Source organism: Thioclava sp. DLFJ4-1, assembly GCF_002020145.1.
Classification (GTDB): Bacteria; Pseudomonadota; Alphaproteobacteria; order Rhodobacterales; family Rhodobacteraceae; genus Thioclava; species Thioclava sediminum.
This window is the reverse complement of the sequence record NZ_MPZT01000003.1, coordinates 217,476-238,592: the sequence shown is the minus strand read 5'-3', so window position 1 is coordinate 238,592 and position 21,117 is coordinate 217,476. Positions and strand designations below refer to the sequence as shown.

Sequence of the window (21,117 nt, the reverse complement as noted above, 5' to 3'; positions counted from 1 at the left end):
GCGCCTTTCGCGTCCTTTCAGCCGATCAATGGACCGAGACCGGGTCCAGATCGTTCTGCCGGGCCAGCGAGAAGGCCAGCTTGCGGTCCTTCACCAGCGCGAGCCGTTCGCCATCGCTGTCATGCACCGCATAGAGGTGATCGACATCGTCCAGCTCGGCCCGGATTTCCTCGGGCAGATCGACGACCGCGACTTCGCGGACATAGACGATGGGATGCTCGGCATTATCGCCGAAATCATATTCCGTATTCATTGCGCGTTTCCTTTCCTGCCTGTTCATTTCCGCTCGATCGGGATGGTCTGCACGATCGTCTCGGGCGGGGCCCGGTTCAGATCGACATGTAGTAGACCGTTCTCGATCGTCGCGGCTGCGACCTCGACCCCTTCTGCGAGCACGAAGCTGCGCTGAAAGGCCCGTGCGGCGATCCCGCGATGTAGGAACAGGCGTTCGCTGTCCTCTTCGCTTTGACGGCCGCGGATCACGAGCGCCCGGTCTTCGAGCGTGATCGCGAGGTCTTCCTCGCGGAAGCCTGCCACTGCGAGCGTGATGCGGAACGCATCCTCGCCGCGTTGTTCGATGTTATACGGCGGATAGGCATCCGATCCCTTGGCGGTGCGTTCCACCAACCGTTCCAGCTGGTCGAAGCCCAGCAGGTAGGGATGTGCGCCAAAACTCAGTTTCGTCATTCGGCAAGCCCTTGATCAAGCGACGTTGCAAGTTCGGGCCCCGATCTTCGGCAGCCCACTGGTCAAATATGGGCGGCGTGGAAGCCCCCTGCAAGACCCCGCCGACCATTTACGCTGACGGCAAATTTTCTCCTAACCCGTTCGAAACCTGTTATATTGACCCTCCCACCTGACCGCCTTGGCCGAGTCGGGCGGATGATCTTTTGCGCAACCAGAACCGGACGATACGGATATGAACGCCCATCTCGAGATGGATCATGAAGAAGTGCTGCGGGTAAAACTGGAAGTGCTGCGCCGCGAACACCGCGATCTGGACGAGGCGATCCTGGCGCTCACGCAGGCGGTGCATTCCGATCAGCTGCGCCTTGTGCGGCTGAAAAAGCAAAAGCTGGCTCTGAAGGACGAGATCGCGCGGATCGAAGACCAGCTCACCCCCGACATCATCGCCTGAACCTGACCTCCGACCAATCCGATCGGCGCCTGCATGCCTCCGGGGCTTGCCGCGACGGCACAGATTCCTATAGTGCGCGCTCCATCTGCAAAGGGGGCGTCATGAGCGTGAAAGTGGGAATCATCATGGGCAGCCAGTCCGACTGGTCCACGATGAAAGAGGCGGCGGAAATTCTCGACGAACTCGGTGTGGAATACGAGGCGAAGATCGTCTCGGCGCATCGCACTCCCGACAGGCTCTGGTCCTATGGCAAGACCGCGGTGGACCGTGGGCTGCACGTCATCATCGCAGGCGCTGGCGGTGCCGCGCACCTGCCCGGCATGATGGCGTCAAAAACCCGCGTGCCGGTGATCGGCGTGCCGGTGCAGACCCGGGCGCTCTCGGGCGTCGACAGCCTCTATTCCATCGTGCAGATGCCCAAGGGCTTTCCGGTCGCGACCATGGCGATCGGGGCTGCGGGGGCGGCCAATGCCGGTCTGATGGCGGCTGGCATCCTCGCGGTGTCGGATGCGGATCTGGCGAAGCGGCTCGACGACTGGCGCGAGAAGCTCTCGGCCTCGATCAAAGAGGAGCCGGAAGATGAGTGAGCCCCTGCCCTATGGATCGGTGATCGGCATCCTCGGCGGCGGTCAGCTGGGCCGGATGCTCTCGGTCGCGGCCTCGCGTCTGGGCTATAAGACCCATATCTTCGAGCCGGGCGCGAACCCGCCCGCAGGCGACGTGGCCCATGCGGTGACGACTGCACCTTACGAGGACGAGGCCGCGCTGCGCGCCTTTGCCGAGGCGGTGGACGTCATCACCTATGAATTCGAGAACGTGCCGACCTCGGCGCTTGATCTGCTGGAAAGCCTCAAGCCGATCCGCCCGAACCGCAAGGCGCTGGCCGTCAGCCAGGACCGTCTGGTCGAGAAAGCCTTCCTCAACGATCTGGGCCTCGCCACCGCACCTTTCGCCGCCGTGGACGATCTCGAGGACCTGCAGGAGGCAATTGCCGAGATCGGCTGCCCCGCGATCCTGAAAACCCGCCGGTTCGGCTATGACGGCAAGGGTCAGGTGGTGATCAACGCGCCCGAAGAGGCCGCCGCCGCGCTGGAGGATATGAAAGGCGCGCCCGCGATCCTCGAAGGCTTCGTGGAGTTCTTCAAGGAGATCTCCGTGATCGGCGCGCGCGCCGAGGATGGCGCGATCTCCTGCTACGATCCGGGCCAGAACAAGCATGAGGGCGGCATCCTGCGCACCACGCTGGTCCCCGCCGCGATCACCGATAACCAGCGCACCGATGCGGTTCTGCTGGCGGCCAAGATCCTGAACAAGCTCGATTATGTCGGCGTGATGGGGGTCGAGCTGTTCGTCACCCGCGACGCGTTGATCGTAAACGAGATCGCGCCCCGCGTGCACAATTCCGGCCACTGGACGCAGGCAGGCTGCGCGGTCGATCAGTTCGAGCAGCATATCCGCGCGGTGACTGGCTGGCCGCTGGGCGACGGCTCGCGCCATTGCGATGTCGAGATGGAGAACCTGATCGGCGACGATATGGACCGGGTGCCGGGGCTGGCGAAGCTCGCGCGGTATCAGGTGCATCTCTACGGCAAGGCCGAGGTGAAGCCGGGCCGCAAGATGGGCCACGTGAACCACATCCTGTAAGTGAAAAAGGCGCCCATCGCGGGCGCCTTTCTCTTATCTCTCGATCACTTCGCGGACCATGTGAAGCGCGTGCCCCACGGGTCGGCCACGCTGTCGCCATAGGCCTCGCGGAAGGCGGCGAGCGGTTCGGCGTCCGCCTTCAGCCCCACTTCGACCAGACCGGTCGCGGGTTGGTGACGCTCTTTGGCCCCGCGGCTGTTCCAGACATTGGTCGCGAGGTGGTGGTGATAGCCGCCCCACCCGTGGAAATTCGCCCCCGGATAGCGGGCCATCACATCCGCGCCGAGCGTCTCGGCATAGAACGGTTCCGCCGGATCGAGCGCGCCCACCTGAAGGTGAACGTGGCCGATCACCGTGCCTTTCGGCGCACCGCGCCACGGGCCACGGGCCTCTGCCATCACGTCGCGCAGGTCGATCGGATCGGTCACCATCGCGATCATCCCGTCCTTGCGCGGCCAGTCTTCGCGGGCGCGGTCACGGTAGATCTCGATGCCGTTGCCCTCTGGGTCGTGCAGGTAGACCGCCTCGCTGACAAGGTGATCGGACGCCCCGTCGAGCCGGATGCCGGTCTCGGCGGCGTGGGTCAACCACGCGCCCAGATCGGCCCGTTCGGGCAGCAGGAAGGCGGTGTGAAACAGCCCCGCTTCCGACCGGCTCGATTTGCGCGCCGATGCGTCGGCCTTGAGGATCACGAGCACCTTGCCATCGACGCCGTAGCGCGCCTCGGTTGCGTCGCCCGAGATCCGCTCCAGCCCGAGCACGCTCTCGTAGAACGCGCCCACCGCCGGGAGGTCATGGACCACGAGGGTCACATGGCCGATTTCGACATTTGCATCACTGGTAGCCATCGTCTCCTCCTGTCATTTCAGTTTGGTCGGGCGCAGCGCATAGAGGCCGTCACCCAGAGCCGCGAGCGCGAATTGCACGACGGCCCACATCACCGGGTATTCCCAGCCACCGCCCTGGTTCGAGAAGCCGAAGCCGTTGCCCCAGTGTGCCGTGAAGGCCGCGCCGAGCAGGATGAACCCGAGCCCGAAGGATACGATCCGCGCATAGATGCCGGTGATCAAGGCGATACCGCCGAGAATTTCTGCCGCCATCGTGAGGATGCCGAGCCAGCCGGGCAGGCCCAGCGATTCAAAGAAGCCCATCGTGCCGGCCGGGGTGAAGACGAACAGCTTCGTCAGCCCGTGGACGAGGAACAAAGCGCCGGTCAGAAGGCGCAGGACGAGGATGCCGTAGGGGGCGAGTTTCGTGTCGATCATGGTCTGTCTCCTGTAGCCGCACTCTCTGTGCGGTGTGTTCGCGTTACAGCGAGGAAATTAGCCATTCCGTTAGCGAATAAAATGGATATTATCAGGAATGACTTTTACCATTTTGTTCTGAATAGCGATGGACATCACCGAACAACTCCGCGCCTTTGTCGCGACCGCCCGCGCGGGCTCTTTCACCGCAGGGGCGGAGCAGCTGGGCATCTCCAATCGGCTCGCCTCGAAATACGTGGCCGAGCTGGAGGACCGCCTCGGCACACGCCTTCTGCAACGCACGACGCGGCGGATCGGGCTGACCCCCGCGGGCGAGCGTCTGCTGGCCGAGGCGCCAAGCGTGCTCGACGGGCTCGACGACCTACTCGGCGCGGTGTCGGAGCAATCTCGCGGGTTTTCGGGCGTGCTGCGGATCTCCGCACCGGTCACTTTCGGCGAGGTCTATCTGGCGGAGATGCTCGCGCGCTTCGCAGCCCCCCACCCCGATCTGGTGATCGACTTGACGCTCTCGGATGCGGCGACCGATCTGGCCGCCGAAGGGATCGACCTCGCCTTTCGGATCGGGCAGCTGCGCGATCAGGCCCTGCGGGCGCGCAAGCTGGGCGAGATCGGGATGCGCGTTGTGGCCGCGCCCGCCTATCTCGACCGCGCGGGCCGCCCGGACCAGATCGCCGATCTGGCCGATCACCGCTGTATCCACGACACCAATCACAGCGCGATCCCGCATTGGCGCTATCGCGAGGGCGGAGAGATCGCCACCCTGCCCGTTCCGGCGCAGATCCGCGTCAATAGCGGGCGCGCCGCCTGCGAATTGGCGCTGGCGGGGCATGGCATCACCTATGGGCCGGACTTCGTGCTGGAGCCGGAGATCGCGGCGGGGCGGCTGGTCTCGCTTTTCCCGGAGGAGACGCTGCTGCGCATCCCGCTTCATGCGGTCTATCTCGACGGGCCGCGCCTGCCGCGCAAGCTGCGCGCGCTGATCGATTTCGCCTATGAGGATACGCGCGCCCTCCGGGCCTGAGCGCTCAGCCCTTGGCCACCGCCGTCACGCTTTGCTTCGTCGCCGTATCTTCGCGCTGCGCCGCCTCCGCGCGCTGATCCATCATGTCCTCGACGAAAAGGCTCAGAAGCGCGCCGCGCCCGTTCACCCCCGCCTTGCGATAAATCGCGGCGCTTTGCGCCTTGGCGGTGCCTTCGGACGTCTCGCGGAGCGCCGCGATTTCCGCCGTGCTCAGCCCCTTGATCGCAAAAAGCGCGACTTCGCGCTCTGCCGCCGTGAGGCCCCAGTCGGAGAAACGCTCTTCCAGGAGCTCCTCAAAAGCCGAGGTCGCCCGGCGCAGACGCGCCTTCGCCCGTGCCCCCTCTCGCAGCGCACCTGCCAGGGCGAAGGCGCCAAGCGCGAGCCCCAGAATGAGGCCGAGCGCCGCCCCGAGTTCGAGGATTTCGCGGTTCTGCCAGCTGATCGGCGCGGGATAGAGCCCGAAGACCGACAGCAGGATATCGGAGATGAAGAACAGCGCGCAGACCGCCTGAAACAGCAAGATCGCCCCGACAAGCACCGCACGGCGCAGCCGCGACGTCATAGCGCCGCTCCCGCCGGTCGGTCCGAGGCGTCAATCATCGTCGCTTTCCCCGCCGCCATCGTCGCCGCCACCGCTGTCGCCGCCGCCGCCACCGCTACTGTCGCTGTCGCTGCTGTCATGGCTTCCGCCATCGTCGCTGCCCGATGCGCTACTGCTATCGTCCGAGGAGTCGTCGGAGGAGTCGCTATCGGAGGTCGTCGTTGTGCGGTCGGAGGTGGAGGTCGCGGTATAGCTCCCCGAGGCGGTGCCGCCCAGAGGGCTATTGTTCAGGATCGGCGTGCGGCTGGAGCGCGACAGGTCGCGCAGGATCTCTCCACTGCGCGGATCGAGAACGATTTCGCGCTCGACGCCTTTGCGCGTGCCGGTGATGCGCACGCGGCCAAGCAAGGTCCGGTGCACATCGATATTCTGGTAGCCGTAGGATTTGAGCTGCCGGGTGACCGCTTCGCTCGCGGTCTCGGCCCGCGCGAGCCCTGGCGCCACGGGCACGCTCAGCGCGCCGATCAACGCGGCTATCGCCAGATCTCTGCGCAGTCTCATCGGCAAAACTCCTCCCGCGCGCGAACGCGGCATTTCAGAGGATTATGCCCGGCGCACATGGCACCGGGCAAGTCCGTTCGGATCAGTCGTCGTCGCCGCCGTCGTCGCCGCCGCTGTCATGCGACCCGCCGCCGTCGGAGCCACTGTCGTGCGAACCGCCATCGTCAGAGCCGCTCTCATGCGAGCCGCCGTCATCCGAGCTGTGATCGGAATCGGACGTGGTGTGGTCGTCGTCGTGGCTGTCATCCATGTGATCGTCGCTGCCCGAATGGTCGTCGCCGTGATCGTCCATATGGTCGTCGTCGCTGCCGTCATAGAAATCTTCCGACTGCTGACGGACGCTGACGCCCTGCGTCATGTCATAGCCGGCGCGCGTCCGCGACATTTCCTGCTTCTGGATCTTGCCGGTGGCGCGGTCGTAGACCACTTCGATCTTGGTGCCGTTCGGGTTGTAACCCTCGGCCTTCACCTGGGTCGGGCCGACCTTGATCTCGACATTGGTGAAGCCATTGGCCTGCAGATCGGCAGCGATACCGTCCGTGGACACTTCAGCCTGTGCCATATGCGCCGAGACCGCGAGAGCCGCCAGCGCGGCGAGGGTGGATTTCATTTTCATCTTCTATCTCCTCCGGAACAATTGTCCGCCGCGGGCTGCGACGTCGGAGCAAAGGGTCAGCGGACAACGCCCGCCGGTCCATTGCCAATTGGGTTATGGAGGAGCAATAAACCTCAGGTTGTACGCCGTAAACCTGAGTTTATGCGTCCATATCGAAGCCGAGATGCTTCGCGACCGCGAAAATGTCCTTATCGCCGCGCCCGCACATGTTCATCACGATGATATGGTCCTTGGGCAGGTCAGGCGCAATCTTCATCACATGGGCCAGCGCGTGCGAGGGCTCGAGCGCGGGGATGATCCCTTCGAGACGGCAGGAGAACTGGAACGCCTCCAGCGCCTCCTTGTCGGTTATGTTCACATATTCCGCGCGGCCGGTGTCGTGCAGCCAGCTATGCTCGGGACCGATGCCCGGATAATCGAGCCCCGCCGAAATCGAATGCCCTTCGAGGATCTGCCCATCCTCGTCCTGCAGCAAATAGGTTCGGTTGCCATGCAGCACGCCCGGACGCCCGCCGGTGAGCGAGGCGCAGTGTTCCATCTTCTCGTCGACGCCGTGACCGCCAGCCTCGACCCCGATGATGCGCACGGATTTGTCGTCGAGGAACGGATGGAACAGGCCCATCGCGTTCGAGCCGCCACCGATCGCCGCGATCACGGTATCGGGCAGACGGCCCTCGCCTTCCTGCTCTTCAAGCTGCCAGCGCACTTCCTTGCCGATGATCGACTGGAAATCGCGGACCATCGCCGGATACGGGTGCGGCCCGGCCACCGTGCCGATGCAATAGAACGTGTCGCGCACATTGGTCACCCAGTCGCGCAGCGCGTCGTTCATCGCATCCTTCAGCGTGCCGCGACCCGATTTGACCGGGACGACTTCGGCGCCCAGCAGGCGCATCCGGAAGACGTTGGGGGCCTGACGCTCGACGTCCGTGGCGCCCATATAGACCACGCATTTGAGGCCGAATTTCGCGCAGACGGTCGCGGTGGCAACACCATGCTGGCCCGCGCCGGTCTCGGCGATGATCCGGGTCTTGCCCATGCGCCGCGCCAGCAGGATCTGCCCCAGCACGTTGTTGATCTTATGCGCGCCGGTGTGGTTCAGCTCGTCGCGCTTGAGATATATCTTCGCGCCGCCCAGCTCTTCGGTGATGCGGGGCGCGAAATATAGAGGCGACGGACGGCCGACATAGTGCTTCCAGAGGTCGTCCATCTCCGCCCAGAAATCGGGATCGGTCTTGGCCTTCTCGTATTCCTCTTCGAGCGAGAGGATCAGCGGCATCAGCGTCTCGGACACGAAGCGGCCACCGAAAATGCCGAACCGCCCGTTCTCGTCGGGCACATTCATGAAGGAATTGATCAGATCGTCAGCCATGGCACACCTCGCGCTATTCGTGAGGATCGGTCTAGCGTCAAAGCGGGGCGAGATAAATCCCCGCCCCGGCATCTGACCAAAAATACTCGATTGCGCGGGGTCCGGCTACGCCCCGTCACTTCCCTGACGGGCAGCATGAACGAAAGCGCGGATTTTCTCGCGGTCCTTGACGCCCGGCGCGCTCTCCACGCCCGAGGAGACATCGACCTGCCGCGCGCCGGTCAGCAGGATCGCCTCCGCCACGTTCTCCGGCGTCAGCCCCCCGGCCAGCATCCACGGTTTCTCCCAGGTGCGCCCGGCGATCAGCCGCCAGTCGAAGGAAAGCCCGTTGCCGCCCGGAAGCTCCGCCTCTTTCGGCGGTTTGGCGTCGAGCAGGATCTGGTCGGCCACCGCCTCATACTCCGCGATCTTCGGAAGATCGGCGGCATCGGCCACGCCGACGGCTTTCATCACCGGCAGGCCGAACTTGGCGCGGATTTCCGTTACGCGCTCAGGCGTCTCCGAGCCGTGAAGCTGGATCATGTCGAGCGGCACGGCATCCGTGATCTCGGTGAGAAGCTCATCGCTCGGGTTCACCACCAGACCAACCTTGGCGATGCCCGGCTCGACCTCCTGGGCCAGCGCGCGCGCCTCGGCGATCTCCAGATGGCGCGGGGATTTGGCGAAGAAGACGAAGCCCACATAACGCGCGCCCGCCTCGACGGCGGCGGCGATATCCTCGGCCTTGCGCAGCCCGCAAATCTTGACGCGGGCGAGACCCTGCGCATTGCGGTCTATGGCAACGGTCGGCATCTCAGCGCGTGGGCTGTTCGAGCAGCGCCAGCACGTCGTCCTTCGGGCCGGTCTTGTCGTGGCGCAGGGTCTGAACCTCCGCTTCGAGCTTGCGCGCCTTGCGGTCCGACTGGCGGGCATTGCGGCGCAGACGCGACTCGCGCGCCCATTCCCAAACGAAGCCGATCAGCAGACCCAGCAGAACGCCCGCGAGGATCACGAGGAACAACGGCACCTGAACCGCCCAGTCCCAGCCGAGGAAGCTGCCCGCCTCGAGCGGCAGCACCCGCAGCGTGACGATTTGACGATTGGCCAGCGCCAGCCCGATCAGGACCACGGCGAGCAGACCGAGAAACAGCAGCCGAAGCGCTCGAATCATTAGCTCTTATTCCTCTTTCCCGTTCAGCCGGTCGCGCAGCAGCTTACCGGTCTTGAAGAAGGGTACGTGTTTTTCCTCGACCTCAACCGCCTCGCCGGTGCGCGGGTTCCGACCGGTGCGCGCGTCGCGCTTCTTGACGGAAAAGGCCCCGAACCCACGAAGCTCGACGCGGTCGCCCGAGGCAAGCGCCTCGGTGATCTCGTCGAAGATCGTATTTACGATTTTTTCGACATCCCGCTGGTAGAGATGCGGATTCTCCTCGGCAATCTTGGTGATCAACTCAGAGCGGATCATCTTGTTATCTCCCCCCACGGGCTTGGCCGGGTGTCCCCCGGCTCTTACATGCGTCATTTCGTAATTATAGGACCAATCGTTGCAACGCGGAACAGCAAAGACCCGGAAAATCCACGTAAAATCGAGCCCCTAGCGGTCTGCCGCCGACGGAAGCGCCTTCGCAAACGCAGAAATTCAGCGCTTCGCCCGCCCACGCGTCACCCGTTGCGCGAATCGTCGTCGCAGATCGCCAAGCTTTTGCGGAACGAAAAAGGCCCCGCCAATCAGCGGGGCCTCTCGTTGAGCCAAGCGGCTCGATCTCTTATTGGTCGCCCTTGAGCGCGGCACCCAGGATGTCGCCCAGCGACGCACCCGAGTCCGACGAACCGTACTGTTCCACGGCTTCTTTCTCTTCAGCGATCTCACGCGCCTTGATCGACACACCCAGCTTGCGGGTCTTGGAGTCGACGTTGGTCACGCGGACATCGACGTGATCGCCAACCTGGAAGCGCTCGGGGCGCTGGTCGGCACGATCGCGGGCGAGGTCCGAACGGCGGATGAACGACTTCATGCCGTTGTATTCCACCTCGACGCCACCGTCTTCGATCGCGGTCACGGTCACGGTCACGATCGAACCACGCTTCACGCCGTCAACGGCATCGGAGAACGTGTCGGCGTCGAGCGCCTTGATCGAGAGCGAGATACGCTCCTTGTCGGTGTCCACTTCGGTGACAGCGGCCTTGACCATGTCGCCTTTGCGGTAGTCCTGGATCGCATCCTCGCCACGCTGTTCCCAGCTGAGGTCCGAGAGGTGCACCATGCCGTCGATGTCGTTCTCGAGGCCAACGAACAGACCGAACTCGGTGATGTTCTTGACTTCGCCTTCGATGACGGTGCCGACCGGATGGGTCTCTGCGAAGACTTCCCACGGGTTGCGCATGGTCTGCTTGAGGCCAAGCGAGACGCGGCGCTTCGCGGTGTCGATCTCGAGGACCATGACGTCGACTTCCTGGCTCGTCGAAACGATCTTGCCGGGGTGGACGTTCTTCTTGGTCCAGGACATCTCGGACACGTGCACGAGACCTTCGACACCCGGCTCCAGCTCGACGAACGCGCCGTAGTCGGTGATGTTGGTCACGCGGCCGGTGTGGACCGAACCCAGAGCGAACTTCGACTCGACCGAGTCCCACGGATCCGACTGCAGCTGCTTCATGCCGAGCGAGATGCGGTGGGTTTCCTTGTTGATCTTGACGACCTGGACCTTGACGGTCTCGCCGATCGACAGGATCTCGGACGGGTGGTTCACGCGGCGCCATGCCATGTCGGTGACGTGCAGCAGACCGTCGACGCCGCCCAGATCAACGAACGCACCGTATTCGGTGATGTTCTTGACCACACCATCGACGACCTGACCTTCGGAGAGGTTCGCGATGACTTCGGCGCGCTGTTCGGCGCGGCTCTCTTCGAGGATCGCACGACGCGAGACAACGATGTTGCCACGACGACGGTCCATCTTGAGGATTTGGAACGGCTGCTTGAGACCCATGAGCGGGCCAGCGTCGCGCACCGGGCGCACGTCAACTTGCGAGCCGGGCAGGAACGCGACAGCGCCGCCCAGATCGACGGTGAAGCCGCCTTTGACGCGACCGAAGATGGCGCCTTCGACGCGCTCTTCTTTGGCGTAAGCTGCTTCGAGACGATCCCATGCCTCTTCGCGGCGGGCTTTCTCACGCGAGATAACGGCTTCGCCGCGAGCGTTCTCGACACGGTCGAGATACACTTCGACTTCGTCGCCGACTTCGATCTGCGGAGCCTCGCCGGGGTTGGCGAATTCTTTGAGTTCGACGCGGCCTTCCATTTTGTAGCCGACATCGATGATGGCCTGGCCCGCCTCGATGGCGATGACCTTGCCTTTAACAACCGAACCTTCGTTCGGGGTGTCGATTTCGAGGCTCTCGTTCAGAAGGGCTTCGAATTCGTCCATGGTTGCATTTTGCGACATGCGTTCAGATTTTCCTTTTCATCTTCGGTTTTCTGGCCTTGCGGTTGGCTCCGCCGGTCTTTCGTTGAAATGTCTGTGCTGCAATAGCATACAGGCCGGGTGAGTCCCAACCTGTCTCAGACCGCGCCCATATAGGCGTGATCAGCTAGTATCGCAAGCATTTATTGCGTCATAGACAGGCTGCGCGGCCTCTCGCTCAGCCTCGGCTCGCGGTTGCGAGAGCGGCTTTGACGTCGCCCAGCATCCAGGACGAAAGGGGCTCTGCGCTGGCGGGATAAGTCGCGATCACCGATCCGTCGCGGCCCAGTAGCACCTTGTTGAAGTTCCAGCTCGGCTCGAACCCCTCGGTTTCGCGCATCCAGCGATAGAACGGATGCGCCTGCGGCCCCTTCACCTTGGCCAGCTGCGCCATCGGCAATTCGGCCCCGAAGGTCAGCGCGCAATAGCGCTTGGCCTCTTCCGCCGTGGAGAGTTCCTGCCGGAAATCGTTCGACGGCACCGTGAGGATCACCAAACCGTCGCGGCCATAGGTCTCCGACATTTCCTGCAGCTCGGTGAATTGCGGGGCGAAGCCGCATTTCGAGGCGGTGTTGACCACGAGAACGACCTTGCCACGGAAATCGGCGAGCGAGACCGTCTCGCCCTCCACCAGATCGAAGGACAGGTCCCCCGGCACCGGCATCGCGGACCGGGCTTTCACCGCGATCGGTTCGGGCGTCGCCGCCGGGCCGTCGGCGCGTGCCGGAGCAGTCGCAAAGGACACGCAAGACAGCATGCAGGCCAAAGTCAGGGACAAGCGCATCGGTCCACCCTCGAAATACATCCACCAATACCCAACGCGAGAGTCGGGAAAAAAGTTCACCACTTCGTGAAGATATATTTCACGCGTCCCTTTTCTTCAATCGCAAATGCGGTCGACGCGACGGTATTTCGGCTCCGGGAACTCCGGTATTTCCATTGGGTCACGGGGCTTTACGCCGGGTCGCACCGCCTCCGGCGCGGTGTTCACGCTGTCGAAATCGAGCGCGAGGCGCTGGCAAATTCCGAGGCTTTTCTGCCCGATATCGCCGAGATCGCGCAGATCGATCAGATGCCCGCCCTTCCGCGCGTAGCCCGTGACCCCGAAATCGAGCGGCGGGTCGAGGCGTAGCCGTTCAGTGTCGGGGCCGAACAGCGCAGCGCCGCCCTGCCAGTCCTCCGCAGGCCCGAGCGCCACCTGCACTTCGAACCGTCCCGGCGGCACCAGCAGGCGAAAGAATTCACCGCCCTGCGCATAGGCGCCCATCACGTCCTGCCCGGTCTTGGCATCACGCAGCACGATATAGAGATCGCGATCAGGGGCAGATTTGATCTGCAGCGGCAAGGTGCGCGGCAGGTCGGTCTCGCTCCACAACAGCCCCTGCGGGCGCCCCTCGGCTGTGGCCTGCGAGGCAAGAACCAGCGAGAGGAGAACCCAGCGCAGCATCCCCGCCCCCTAGTCCAGATCGCCCGCGCGGCGGGCCTCGATCTGATCGGCGGCGCGGGCGACCGCCTCGTCGATGCTCAGCTCGGAGGTGTCGATCACCAGCGCATCCACCGCCGGGCGCAGCGGGCTGTCGGCGCGGCCCATGTCGCGGGCGTCGCGCTCGCGCACCTGTTCCAGCACATCGGCCTCGTCCCCGCCCAGTTCCAGCCAGCGCCGATGCGCGCGCACCTCCGGCGAGGCGGTCACGAACAGCTTCACCTCCGCCTGCGGGCAGATCACCGTGCCGATATCGCGGCCATCTAGCACCGCACCGCCCTCGCGCGCCGCGAAATCGCGCTGAAACGCCACTAGCGCCGCGCGCACCTCGGGGATCGCGGCCACGATCGAGGCCGCCTGCCCCGCTTCCATCGTGCGCAGATCGTCGCGCTCCAGATCTTCGGGACAAAGCGCCTTGGCCGCCGCGATGGGCTCCAGCCCCTCGGTCTCGGATTTCATGCCGACCGCGCGATAGAGCGCGCCGGTATCGAGATGCGCCAGCCCGAACCGCTCGGCCACGGCCCGACTGATCGTCCCTTTGCCCGCAGCGGCGGGGCCATCGATGGCGACTGTGAATTTCATCGTTTCATCCGCAAATAAACTGCCCGCAGGATCAATAGCGTCAGGGCCGTCAGGCTCAAAGTGACTGCGACGCTCTTCAGAAGCGTCCATCTGCTCGCAAAGGCGATCATGTCATCCGTTACCGTGCCGGACCGCAACAATGCGGCAACGGCATGATTTTCGAGATAGTCAAACACAGCACCAAGAGCCGCTAGGATCGACAACACCACGGCAAGCCAGCCCTTTGCAAGGGCACGAAACGCGACAATCAGCGTCACCGCCTCCAAGGCCGGAAAGACAAGATCGAGCCGCTGCTGAACCGAGAGGTAATACTGTCGCGCCGGAGCATCGAGCGCATCGAGGAGCGCCCGGGCCTGCGCAGCACTGTAGCCACCTGGACGCAAATCGAACGGCGCCAGACCGCCCGCCGCATCCCGAAGATGCGGCAAGGTAACGAGCGTCATCGCAAGATAGACCGCCCCCGTCAGGGCCGCGAGCAGGACAAAGGCGACCTGCGCCCGGCTCACCGGTCCGCCCGGACGATCTCCGCGCCAAGCCCGGCCATCAGGTCCTCGAAGATCGGGAAAGATGTGGCAATGGGCGAGCCGTCATCGACGGAGACCGGCTGTTGCGCGGCCATGCCCAGCACCATGAAGCTCATCGCGATCCGGTGGTCGAGATGGGTCACGGCCGTGCCACCGCCGGGCACGCCCTCGGGGCCGCAGCCATGCACGATCAGCGTGTCCTCGTCTTCCTCGATCTTGATGCCATTGGCTTCCAGCCCGCGCGCCATCGCGTCGATCCGGTCGCTTTCCTTCACGCGCAGCTCATGCACGCCGGGCATCCGGGTCACGCCTTCGGCAAAGGCTGCGACGACCGAGAGCACCGGATATTCGTCGATCTGCGCCGAGGCGCGCTCGGCGGGCACGTCGATCCCGTGCAGCTTGGAATAGCGCACGCGCAGATCGGCCACCGGCTCGCCGCCCTCTTCGCGCTCGTTCTCGAAGGTCAGATCGGCGCCCATCTCGCGCAGCGTGATGAAGATCCCGTTGCGGGTAGGGTTCTGGCTGACGCCCGGCACCACGATCTCGGAGCCCGGCACGATCAGCGCAGCACAGACCGGGAAAGCGGCGGAGCTGGGATCGCGCGGCACGGCGACCTCCTGGGCCTTCAGTTCGGGCTGGCCCTGCAGCGTGATGACATGGCCCTGCTCGGTCACCTCGGTGGTGATCTCGGCGCCGAAGCCGCGCAGCATCCGTTCGGTATGATCGCGGGTCGGAGTCTTCTCGATCACGACGGTCTGGCCCGGCGCGTTCAGACCCGCCAGCAGCACCGCCGATTTCACCTGCGCCGAGGCCATCGGCGTTGCGTAGCGCACAGGTGCGGGGCTCGGCGCGCCGAGGATGGTCATCGGCAGACGCCCGCCATGACGCCCGAAAGCCTGCGCCCCGAACAGCCGGATCGGATCAGTGACGCGGCCCATAGGGCGTTTGCGCAAGCTCCCGTCGCCAGTGAAGGTCGCCACGATCGGCGAGGTCGCCATCGCGCCCATGATCAGGCGCACGCCAGTACCGGAATTGCCGCAATCGATGACGTCTTCGGGCTCGGCGAAGCCGCCCACGCCCACGCCAAGAACCGACCAACTGCCGGGACCGTGCTGCGTGACCTCGGCGCCGAAGGCGCGCATCGCCTTGGCCGTGTCGAGCACGTCTTCGCCTTCGAGCAGGCCGGTGATCTTCGTCTCGCCCACTGAGAGCGCGCCAAGGATCAGCGCACGGTGGCTGATCGACTTGTCGCCGGGAACCTCCGCCGTGCCCTTGAGGGGCCCGCATTTGCGCGAGGTCATTTTGATCGGAGTGCCGTGGCCGGACATAGTGCCTCCCTTATTTCAACGCGCCCCTGTTAGCGCGATCTGGCGGGAGGCGGAAGGGCTCAGATCCGCCGATAGGTCAGGTAATGCGGCTTGCGGCCTTCGCGCAGCGCTTTCTGCTCGTAGCGCGTCGAGAGCCAGTCCGCCCACGGCGTATCCCAATCGCCCGAAACGGGCTGCGGATCGTCGAAATCGAAAGCGGCGGGCACCTCGAACAGAGGCTCGAATCCGGCCTGCGGGACTTCCTCGACGGTCTGGCGGACGTAATCGGGGATGTCGGTCGCCACACGGAATTCCGATCCCGGTTTCAGCGCACGGTGCAGCGGCTCGAGATGCTCCTGCGTGACGAAGCGCCGGCGGTGGTGTTTCGATTTCGGCCACGGGTCGGGATAGAGGAGAAACGCCTTCGAGATCGAGCCCGCGGGCAGCACATCCATCAGGTCGCGCGCATCGCCGGGATGCACCGCGACATTCGGGATTTTCTCGCGGCGCAGCTTGCCCAGCAGCATCGCGACGCCGTTCACGAAAGGCTCGCAGCCGATGAACTCCACATCCGGGTAAGTCTGCGCCATATGCGCCAGATGCTCGCCCCCGCCGAAGCCCACTTCGAGCCAGACCGGCTTGCCCTTGAACCGCGTCTCCATGTCGAGCGGCTCGCGGTCGGGGTTCACGTCCCAACCGACGGGACCGGGCAGACGGCCCGGAAGGTCCTCGCGCAGATATTCCTTCTGCGCCTTGTTCAGCGTCTTGCCGTGGCGGCGACCGTAGAAGTTGCGCCAGGGCTGTTCGGGGGTGTCATTCTCGCTCATGGGAGGGGCCTCTAGCCGCGTCGCTCGAAAGGTTCAAGCCTTCTGAATGAGGAACAGCCCGAGGCACATGAAGCCGATCCCCGCCCCGCGCAGCAGGGTGATGGGCCGCACGAGTGCCCCGAACAGGCCGAACTGGTCGATCGCGGCGGCCGAGATCATCTGTCCCAGCAGCACGAAGAACACCGCATTGCCGACCCCGAAACGCGGCGCGATGAAGGTGATCGAGAGCACGTAGAAGGCGATCAGCACGCCAGCCAGAAACAGGTATTTCGGCTGATCGGGGATGCGCGCGAAGCCCGAAGGCCCCGTTGTGACCGCGACGGCCAGCACCGCGCCCAGAAGCGCCACGGAGAACAGCACCACCGCCGCCACCGCGGGCGAGCCGATGCGGCTGCCGAGCTGGGCGTTGAGCGCGGCGAGCACCGGAATTCCGATCCCGGCAGCAAGCATGATCGCGGCATAGCGCAGGGCGTCGGGCATGGTCTTTCTCCTCCGGTTTTCGGCGGAGAGTGGCGCGGAAGGGCTGGGGGCGCAAGGTGGATCGCAAAGCGCTATTTCTGTTCGTTTTTGCGCATATTCTGTAATTTTATCAGTGTTCCAAATTTTTTCGCACAATGTAGATCCTGTCGCCATCGCCTTCGGGCCCATCAGACGACGACACAAAGGATAGATTCCATGACGAAACTCACCGACCTCGCGGCCCCGCTCGGCCGCCTCCTCCTCGCCCAGATCTTCATCATCGCGGGCTTTCAAAAAATCACCGGCTATGCCGGGACCCAAGGCTACATGGAAGCGATGGGCGTGCCCGGCGCGCTTCTGCCGCTCGTGATCCTGACCGAACTGGGCGGCGGCATCGCATTGCTGCTTGGCTGGAAGACGCGGATCGTGGCTTTCCTGCTCGCGGGCTTCAGCCTCATCTCGGGCTTCCTGTTCCACTACGTCCCGAGCCTCGGCATGACCGGCATGGAAGCGCAGGGCCAGATGATCAACTTCATGAAGAACATCTCGATCGCGGGCGGCATGTTGATGATCGTGGCGCAGGGCGCGGGCAAATGGTCGCTCGATGCCCGCGAAAACACCCAGCACAGCGGCCGGGTCACTGCGTAAGCGACAACGCCCGAGGCGACCAGCCAAGGGCAGCGCCCGACCTTCCCTGAAAACGCGAAAGGCCCCGCCAATGCGGGGCCTTTTTCATTGCAAGATCAGCTCAGCCGCGGCCGCGATAGGGCGGCACGCCCTGATCGGGGATCCACATATCCTCGGGCTTCGGCGCGCTCTGCCAGAAGACGTCGATCGGGATGCCGCCGCGCGGGTACCAATAGGCGCCGATGCGCAGCCATTCGGGCTCCAGCAGATCGCGCAGACGCTGGCCGATCATCACCGAGCAATCCTCGTGGAACGCCCCGTGATTGCGGAACGCGCCGAGGAACAGCTTCAGAGATTTGCTCTCCACCAGCCAGTCGCGCGGGACGTAATCGATCATGATATGCGCGAAATCGGGCTGGCCGGTGAGCGGGCAGAGCGAGGTGAATTCGGGGGCTGTGAACCGCACGAGATAGCGCTCGCCCGCGCGCGGCTGCGGCACGCGCTCCAGCACGGCCTCGTCGGGCGTTTGCGGCAGGTCGGTCGATTGGCCCAGCTGGGTCAGGCCGGAGGTATCGGTGCTCATGGGATGGTCTTTCCGTCGAGAAGCGTTCGCGCGGCACTAAGGCCACGCAGGCCCCGAGGTCAAATCAAACCTTGCGGCCCCGTATCGAACGAATGGCCCGGGCGGCTAGCCCGGGCCGCGCCCGACCCTCCCCATGGGAGGGCGCATTGGCGAGAACATCGCGGGCTCGCACGTCGTTCGGGGCTGCTGAGATAAATCGACAAGCCAAAGCGGAGGGAAGCGCCCACCCAAGGGTCGGACGCGCCCCTCATTATCGAACGCGGCAAAATGCAAACGGGCAGAGGTTTCCCCCTGCCCGTCGCACATTCCAGAAAAGCACGCCTTACACGGACTTCTTCAGCGCCTCGATCAGATCGGTCTTCTCCCACGAGAAGCCGCCATCGGCCTCGGGCGCGCGACCGAAATGGCCGTAAGCCGCGGTGCGCTCGTAGATCGGCTTGCACAGATCGAGCGTGTCGCGGATGCCTTTCGGCGTCAGGTCCATCACCTGCGCCACGGCCTTTTCGATCACCTCGTCAGGCACTTCGCCGGTGCCGAACGTGTCGACATAGATCGACAGCGGTTTCGCCACGCCGATCGCGTAGGACACCTGGATCACGCATTTGCGCGCCATGCCGGCAGCGACCACGTTCTTCGCCAGATAGCGTGCCGCATAGGCGGCGGAGCGGTCCACCTTGGTCGGGTCCTTGCCCGAGAACGCACCGCCGCCATGCGGGGCCGAGCCGCCATAGGTGTCCACGATGATCTTGCGCCCGGTGAGGCCCGCATCGCCATCCGGACCGCCGATCACGAAGGTGCCGGTCGGGTTCACCCACCATTCGGTCTCCGGCGTGATCCAGCCTTCGGGCAGGGTCTCGCGGATGTAAGGTTCGACGATGGCGCGGATATCGTCCGAGGTCTGATGCTCATGCGCGTGCTGGGTCGAGAGCACGATCTGGCTCACGCCGACGGGGCGGCCATTCTCGTAGCGCACAGACAGCTGCGATTTCGCGTCGGGGCGCAGCTCGGGCTCGGCGCCGGATTTACGTGCCTCGGCGAGACGGCGCAGGATCGCGTGCGAGTAATGGATCGGTGCGGGCATCAGTTCGGGCGTCTCGTCCGAGGCGAAGCCGAACATGATCCCCTGATCGCCAGCCCCGTCCTTATCGACGCCCTGCGAGATATGGGCCGATTGCGGGTGCAGGAAATTCGCGACTTTCAGCGTCGCCCAGTGAAACTCGTCCTGCTCGTAGCCGATATCCTTGACGCATTCGCGCACGATCTTGTCGATGCCTTCGAGATATTCGGCAAGTTTCGTTTTGTCGGCCAGACCGACCTCGCCGCCGACCACGACCTGATTGGTCGTCGCGAAGGTTTCGCAAGCGACCCGCGCGTTGGGCTCTGCGGCCAGAAAAGTATCGAGAACGGCATCCGAAATGCGGTCACAGACCTTATCGGGATGCCCCTCCGAAACGGATTCGGAGGTGAAGACGTAATTCGCGCGTGCCATTGAAGGGTGCTCCGTTGTTAATATCCCCACCCCGTCAGGAAGCCGTTGGGGTGGTTCGGCTTTCTAGCTAGGAGCGCCTGCCGGTCGGGTCAATCGAAATACGCGCAAAGATTGAAAGAAGCGCTAAGGCTGCAACAATCAGCGCTATGAACGGTGCGTCACCCAGCTTGGAATAGAGCGTCGGCGGCAAGCTCGGCGGCAATTCGACGTCCAGCTTGCCCATTTTGTCCAACCCGAGACTCGCCGTGATCCGCCCCTTCGCGTCGACCATCGCGGTGACGCCGGTATTGGCATCGCGCGCAAGCGGCAGGCCCTGTTCGATCGCGCGCAGCCGCGCCTGCGCGAAATGCTGATAGGGACCGCTAAGCGTGCCGAACCACGCGTCATTCGTCACCTGCAAGATCCAGTCGGGGCGCTGCGAAAAGCCGCGCAGGTCCTGCGGGAAGATCGCCTCGTAGCAAATGAGCGGCGCAACATGGCCGAGCTTGCCCAAGTTCAGCAGCTTCTCCCCCGGCCCCGCCGAATAGCCATTGCCGACCTGCGCCGCGAAGGCGGTGATCCCGATCTTCGCCAGCGTATCGCCGAAGGGCATGTATTCGCCGAACGGCACCAGATGGGATTTGTCGTAAAGCGCCTCGATTTGGTCATCGGGCGTAATGACGGCGAGCGAGTTGAAATAGCGGCTACCTTCACTGCGCTGCACCCCCATCGCGAGCGGAATGCCCCCTGCCGCCTCGGTCGACATCTCCAGCCCGCCCATCGGACGGTCGAGCAGGAAAGGCACCGCCGTCTCGGGCCAGACGATCAGGTCGGGTTTCGGCTGGCCGGGCGCAGGATCGGCCTTCGTCAGGTCCAGCAGCCGCTGGAAGAACTTCATCCGGTATTCCGGCAGCCATTTCAGGTTCTGCGGCGCGTTGGGCTGCACCAGACGGAGGGTGATCGGCTCGGGCCTCGGCGCCACCGGCGCATTGAGCCGCGCCACCCCGCCGAGCCACAGCCCGACCAACACCACCAGCGCCGCGCCCACGATCCCGAGCGCCGCGCGCATCCGCATCCCGCGCGTCATCGCGGGTGCGCTTGCGACCAGCATCGTGATCAGGCTCAGCCCCAGCGGCCCGACAAAGGCCGCCGCCTGCGCGATCGGCGTGCCGATCCAGATATGGCCGACCAGCACCCACGGAAACCCGGTGAAAACGTAGGAGCGCAGCGCATCCGAGGCCGCCATGCCAAGCGCGATCCCGAGCGCACGCGAGCGCGGCCCCTGCCCCGCATAGGCCCCGAGCCCGTAGCCGATCGCCCAGAACGCGCCCATGCCCGCAGCCATCAGGACCAGCGCAAACGGCGCCATCCAGCCATAGACATCGGCCTCGACCATGAAAGGCTCGACGATCCAGAACATCGCGGCCAGCGCATAGCCGAAGCCGGTGGCGAACCCGATCCAGATCGTGGAGGCGCGCCAGCGTTCGGCCGATGCGAACCAGATCGAGGCCGCCAAAGCAGGCAACGCGATCCACCAAAGCCCCAAGGGCGCTTGCCCGGCGGCGAACAACACACCGAAAAGCGCTGCCAGAGCCAAGCTCTGCCAGCGCGGGCGCAACGGTGCACGGAAGCCGTCTCGGAGGGTCGCGATCATGG

Annotated in this window: 27 protein-coding genes and 1 riboswitch; of the genes, 5 read left to right on the top strand and 22 right to left on the bottom strand. The window is 64.5% G+C overall.

Features of this window, described 5'->3' with window-relative positions; all coding sequences use genetic code 11:
* Nucleotides 1-25: 25 nt before the first annotated feature.
* Both BMI85_RS11000 and BMI85_RS10995 read right to left on the bottom strand, forming a co-directional pair.
* Nucleotides 26-253 (bottom strand): DUF1150 family protein, encoded by a 228-nt coding sequence (locus BMI85_RS11000; protein ID WP_078520815.1) that lies wholly within the window; start codon nt 251-253, stop codon nt 26-28.
* 23 nt (nt 254-276) lie between these two features.
* A complete protein-coding gene (locus BMI85_RS10995) occupies nt 277-687 on the bottom strand; it encodes an Hsp20 family protein (protein ID WP_078540722.1) in 411 nt (136 codons plus the stop codon).
* 232 nt (nt 688-919) lie between these two features.
* Between BMI85_RS10995 and BMI85_RS10990 the strand changes: the two genes are divergently transcribed.
* From BMI85_RS10990 to BMI85_RS10980, 3 genes are all read left to right on the top strand, one after another.
* Nucleotides 920-1,138: a DUF465 domain-containing protein gene (locus BMI85_RS10990; RefSeq protein WP_078520817.1), complete on the top strand. Its 219-nt coding sequence runs from the start codon at nt 920-922 to the stop codon at nt 1,136-1,138.
* 101 nt (nt 1,139-1,239) lie between these two features.
* A complete protein-coding gene (gene purE / locus BMI85_RS10985) occupies nt 1,240-1,725 on the top strand; it encodes a 5-(carboxyamino)imidazole ribonucleotide mutase (protein ID WP_078601327.1) in 486 nt (161 codons plus the stop codon).
* Nucleotides 1,718-2,782, top strand: coding sequence for a 5-(carboxyamino)imidazole ribonucleotide synthase (locus BMI85_RS10980; RefSeq protein ID WP_078601326.1), 1,065 nt, complete (start codon nt 1,718-1,720; stop codon nt 2,780-2,782). Before purE ends, BMI85_RS10980 begins: the two co-directional genes overlap by 8 nt.
* A gap of 44 nt (nt 2,783-2,826) precedes the next feature.
* On the opposite strand, the gene BMI85_RS10975 is transcribed toward BMI85_RS10980, so the two are convergent.
* Both BMI85_RS10975 and BMI85_RS10970 read right to left on the bottom strand, forming a co-directional pair.
* The gene (locus BMI85_RS10975) at nt 2,827-3,630 is read right to left on the bottom strand and encodes a VOC family protein (protein ID WP_078540716.1); all 804 of its coding nucleotides are present in this window, start codon (nt 3,628-3,630) and stop codon (nt 2,827-2,829) included.
* A gap of 12 nt (nt 3,631-3,642) precedes the next feature.
* Entirely contained in the window at nt 3,643-4,047 is a 405-nt protein-coding gene (locus BMI85_RS10970) for a DoxX family protein (RefSeq protein ID WP_078601325.1), read from the bottom strand.
* Nucleotides 4,048-4,174: 127 nt separating this feature from the next.
* Between BMI85_RS10970 and BMI85_RS10965 the strand changes: the two genes are divergently transcribed.
* Complete coding sequence (locus BMI85_RS10965; protein WP_078601324.1) at nt 4,175-5,068, top strand: LysR family transcriptional regulator; 894 nt, start codon at nt 4,175-4,177, stop codon at nt 5,066-5,068.
* A gap of 4 nt (nt 5,069-5,072) precedes the next feature.
* Here the strand turns inward: BMI85_RS10965 and BMI85_RS10960 are convergent, their stop codons facing one another.
* The 15 genes from BMI85_RS10960 to BMI85_RS10890 form a co-directional block, all read right to left on the bottom strand.
* On the bottom strand, nt 5,073-5,630 hold the full coding sequence (locus BMI85_RS10960) for a LuxR C-terminal-related transcriptional regulator (RefSeq protein ID WP_078601323.1): 558 nt from the start codon (nt 5,628-5,630) through the stop codon (nt 5,073-5,075).
* 30 nt (nt 5,631-5,660) lie between these two features.
* Nucleotides 5,661-6,170: a hypothetical protein gene (locus BMI85_RS10955; protein WP_078601322.1), complete on the bottom strand. Its 510-nt coding sequence runs from the start codon at nt 6,168-6,170 to the stop codon at nt 5,661-5,663.
* 82 nt (nt 6,171-6,252) lie between these two features.
* On the bottom strand, nt 6,253-6,786 hold the full coding sequence (locus BMI85_RS10950; RefSeq protein ID WP_078540699.1) for a PepSY domain-containing protein: 534 nt from the start codon (nt 6,784-6,786) through the stop codon (nt 6,253-6,255).
* Between the two features lie 139 nt (nt 6,787-6,925).
* Nucleotides 6,926-8,158: a tryptophan synthase subunit beta gene (gene trpB, locus BMI85_RS10945; RefSeq protein ID WP_078520826.1), complete on the bottom strand. Its 1,233-nt coding sequence runs from the start codon at nt 8,156-8,158 to the stop codon at nt 6,926-6,928.
* Between the two features lie 105 nt (nt 8,159-8,263).
* Nucleotides 8,264-8,950: a phosphoribosylanthranilate isomerase gene (locus tag BMI85_RS10940; RefSeq protein WP_078601321.1), complete on the bottom strand. Its 687-nt coding sequence runs from the start codon at nt 8,948-8,950 to the stop codon at nt 8,264-8,266.
* 1 nt (nt 8,951) lies between these two features.
* Entirely contained in the window at nt 8,952-9,308 is a 357-nt protein-coding gene (locus BMI85_RS10935) for a LapA family protein (RefSeq protein ID WP_246832543.1), read from the bottom strand.
* 6 nt (nt 9,309-9,314) lie between these two features.
* Entirely contained in the window at nt 9,315-9,602 is a 288-nt protein-coding gene (ihfB, locus tag BMI85_RS10930) for an integration host factor subunit beta (RefSeq protein ID WP_075774953.1), read from the bottom strand.
* A gap of 301 nt (nt 9,603-9,903) precedes the next feature.
* The gene (gene rpsA / locus BMI85_RS10925) at nt 9,904-11,583 is read right to left on the bottom strand and encodes a 30S ribosomal protein S1 (protein ID WP_078520828.1); all 1,680 of its coding nucleotides are present in this window, start codon (nt 11,581-11,583) and stop codon (nt 9,904-9,906) included.
* Nucleotides 11,584-11,779: 196 nt separating this feature from the next.
* The gene (locus BMI85_RS10920; RefSeq protein ID WP_168174779.1) at nt 11,780-12,385 is read right to left on the bottom strand and encodes a glutathione peroxidase; all 606 of its coding nucleotides are present in this window, start codon (nt 12,383-12,385) and stop codon (nt 11,780-11,782) included.
* 96 nt (nt 12,386-12,481) lie between these two features.
* The gene (locus tag BMI85_RS10915; protein ID WP_078601319.1) at nt 12,482-13,048 is read right to left on the bottom strand and encodes a hypothetical protein; all 567 of its coding nucleotides are present in this window, start codon (nt 13,046-13,048) and stop codon (nt 12,482-12,484) included.
* Nucleotides 13,049-13,057: 9 nt separating this feature from the next.
* Nucleotides 13,058-13,666 (bottom strand): d(CMP) kinase, encoded by a 609-nt coding sequence (locus BMI85_RS10910; RefSeq protein WP_078601318.1) that lies wholly within the window; start codon nt 13,664-13,666, stop codon nt 13,058-13,060.
* The gene (locus BMI85_RS10905) at nt 13,663-14,172 is read right to left on the bottom strand and encodes a hypothetical protein (protein ID WP_078601317.1); all 510 of its coding nucleotides are present in this window, start codon (nt 14,170-14,172) and stop codon (nt 13,663-13,665) included. The genes BMI85_RS10910 and BMI85_RS10905 overlap by 4 nt, the downstream gene beginning before the upstream one ends.
* Entirely contained in the window at nt 14,169-15,518 is a 1,350-nt protein-coding gene (gene aroA, locus BMI85_RS10900; RefSeq protein ID WP_078601316.1) for a 3-phosphoshikimate 1-carboxyvinyltransferase, read from the bottom strand. The genes BMI85_RS10905 and aroA overlap by 4 nt, the downstream gene beginning before the upstream one ends.
* Nucleotides 15,519-15,577: 59 nt before the next feature.
* Nucleotides 15,578-16,324 carry a tRNA (guanine(46)-N(7))-methyltransferase TrmB gene (locus BMI85_RS10895; RefSeq protein ID WP_078601315.1) on the bottom strand — a complete coding sequence of 249 codons (747 nt, stop codon included), beginning with the start codon at nt 16,322-16,324 and terminating at the stop codon, nt 15,578-15,580.
* Nucleotides 16,325-16,357: 33 nt separating this feature from the next.
* On the bottom strand, nt 16,358-16,804 hold the full coding sequence (locus BMI85_RS10890) for a DMT family transporter (RefSeq protein ID WP_078540681.1): 447 nt from the start codon (nt 16,802-16,804) through the stop codon (nt 16,358-16,360).
* Between the two features lie 195 nt (nt 16,805-16,999).
* Between BMI85_RS10890 and BMI85_RS10885 the strand changes: the two genes are divergently transcribed.
* Nucleotides 17,000-17,431 (top strand): DoxX family protein, encoded by a 432-nt coding sequence (locus BMI85_RS10885; protein ID WP_078540679.1) that lies wholly within the window; start codon nt 17,000-17,002, stop codon nt 17,429-17,431.
* Between the two features lie 100 nt (nt 17,432-17,531).
* Here the strand turns inward: BMI85_RS10885 and queF are convergent, their stop codons facing one another.
* The 3 genes from queF to lnt all read right to left on the bottom strand — a co-directional run bounded on the left by queF (nt 17,532) and on the right by lnt (nt 21,115).
* Nucleotides 17,532-17,993 (bottom strand): preQ(1) synthase, encoded by a 462-nt coding sequence (queF, locus tag BMI85_RS10880; RefSeq protein WP_078601314.1) that lies wholly within the window; start codon nt 17,991-17,993, stop codon nt 17,532-17,534.
* Nucleotides 17,994-18,315: 322 nt separating this feature from the next.
* Nucleotides 18,316-19,482 carry a methionine adenosyltransferase gene (gene metK / locus BMI85_RS10875; RefSeq protein ID WP_078601313.1) on the bottom strand — a complete coding sequence of 389 codons (1,167 nt, stop codon included), beginning with the start codon at nt 19,480-19,482 and terminating at the stop codon, nt 18,316-18,318.
* A gap of 7 nt (nt 19,483-19,489) precedes the next feature.
* Nucleotides 19,490-19,539, bottom strand: a riboswitch (SAM-SAH riboswitch).
* A gap of 10 nt (nt 19,540-19,549) precedes the next feature.
* Nucleotides 19,550-21,115 (bottom strand): apolipoprotein N-acyltransferase, encoded by a 1,566-nt coding sequence (gene lnt / locus BMI85_RS10870; protein WP_078601312.1) that lies wholly within the window; start codon nt 21,113-21,115, stop codon nt 19,550-19,552.
* Between the last annotated feature and the right edge of the window lie 2 nt (nt 21,116-21,117).

Bases quoted from the DNA above. Each gene is read 5' to 3' on its own strand.
- BMI85_RS11000 (WP_078520815.1), bottom strand. From the start codon at position 253: ATGAATACGGAATATGATTTCGGCGATAATGCCGAGCATCCCATCGTC.
- BMI85_RS10995 (WP_078540722.1), bottom strand. From the start codon at position 687: ATGACGAAACTGAGTTTTGGCGCACATCCCTACCTGCTGGGCTTCGAC.
- BMI85_RS10990 (WP_078520817.1), top strand. From the start codon at position 920: ATGAACGCCCATCTCGAGATGGATCATGAAGAAGTGCTGCGGGTAAAA.
- purE (WP_078601327.1), top strand. From the start codon at position 1,240: ATGAGCGTGAAAGTGGGAATCATCATGGGCAGCCAGTCCGACTGGTCC.
- BMI85_RS10980 (WP_078601326.1), top strand. From the start codon at position 1,718: ATGAGTGAGCCCCTGCCCTATGGATCGGTGATCGGCATCCTCGGCGGC.
- BMI85_RS10975 (WP_078540716.1), bottom strand. From the start codon at position 3,630: ATGGCTACCAGTGATGCAAATGTCGAAATCGGCCATGTGACCCTCGTG.
- BMI85_RS10970 (WP_078601325.1), bottom strand. From the start codon at position 4,047: ATGATCGACACGAAACTCGCCCCCTACGGCATCCTCGTCCTGCGCCTT.
- BMI85_RS10965 (WP_078601324.1), top strand. From the start codon at position 4,175: ATGGACATCACCGAACAACTCCGCGCCTTTGTCGCGACCGCCCGCGCG.
- BMI85_RS10960 (WP_078601323.1), bottom strand. From the start codon at position 5,630: ATGACGTCGCGGCTGCGCCGTGCGGTGCTTGTCGGGGCGATCTTGCTG.
- BMI85_RS10955 (WP_078601322.1), bottom strand. From the start codon at position 6,170: ATGAGACTGCGCAGAGATCTGGCGATAGCCGCGTTGATCGGCGCGCTG.
- BMI85_RS10950 (WP_078540699.1), bottom strand. From the start codon at position 6,786: ATGAAAATGAAATCCACCCTCGCCGCGCTGGCGGCTCTCGCGGTCTCG.
- trpB (WP_078520826.1), bottom strand. From the start codon at position 8,158: ATGGCTGACGATCTGATCAATTCCTTCATGAATGTGCCCGACGAGAAC.
- BMI85_RS10940 (WP_078601321.1), bottom strand. From the start codon at position 8,950: ATGCCGACCGTTGCCATAGACCGCAATGCGCAGGGTCTCGCCCGCGTC.
- BMI85_RS10935 (WP_246832543.1), bottom strand. From the start codon at position 9,308: ATGATTCGAGCGCTTCGGCTGCTGTTTCTCGGTCTGCTCGCCGTGGTC.
- ihfB (WP_075774953.1), bottom strand. From the start codon at position 9,602: ATGATCCGCTCTGAGTTGATCACCAAGATTGCCGAGGAGAATCCGCAT.
- rpsA (WP_078520828.1), bottom strand. From the start codon at position 11,583: ATGTCGCAAAATGCAACCATGGACGAATTCGAAGCCCTTCTGAACGAG.
- BMI85_RS10920 (WP_168174779.1), bottom strand. From the start codon at position 12,385: ATGCGCTTGTCCCTGACTTTGGCCTGCATGCTGTCTTGCGTGTCCTTT.
- BMI85_RS10915 (WP_078601319.1), bottom strand. From the start codon at position 13,048: ATGCTGCGCTGGGTTCTCCTCTCGCTGGTTCTTGCCTCGCAGGCCACA.
- BMI85_RS10910 (WP_078601318.1), bottom strand. From the start codon at position 13,666: ATGAAATTCACAGTCGCCATCGATGGCCCCGCCGCTGCGGGCAAAGGG.
- aroA (WP_078601316.1), bottom strand. From the start codon at position 15,518: ATGTCCGGCCACGGCACTCCGATCAAAATGACCTCGCGCAAATGCGGG.
- BMI85_RS10895 (WP_078601315.1), bottom strand. From the start codon at position 16,324: ATGAGCGAGAATGACACCCCCGAACAGCCCTGGCGCAACTTCTACGGT.
- BMI85_RS10890 (WP_078540681.1), bottom strand. From the start codon at position 16,804: ATGCCCGACGCCCTGCGCTATGCCGCGATCATGCTTGCTGCCGGGATC.
- BMI85_RS10885 (WP_078540679.1), top strand. From the start codon at position 17,000: ATGACGAAACTCACCGACCTCGCGGCCCCGCTCGGCCGCCTCCTCCTC.
- queF (WP_078601314.1), bottom strand. From the start codon at position 17,993: ATGAGCACCGATACCTCCGGCCTGACCCAGCTGGGCCAATCGACCGAC.
- metK (WP_078601313.1), bottom strand. From the start codon at position 19,482: ATGGCACGCGCGAATTACGTCTTCACCTCCGAATCCGTTTCGGAGGGG.
- lnt (WP_078601312.1), bottom strand. From the start codon at position 21,115: ATGATCGCGACCCTCCGAGACGGCTTCCGTGCACCGTTGCGCCCGCGC.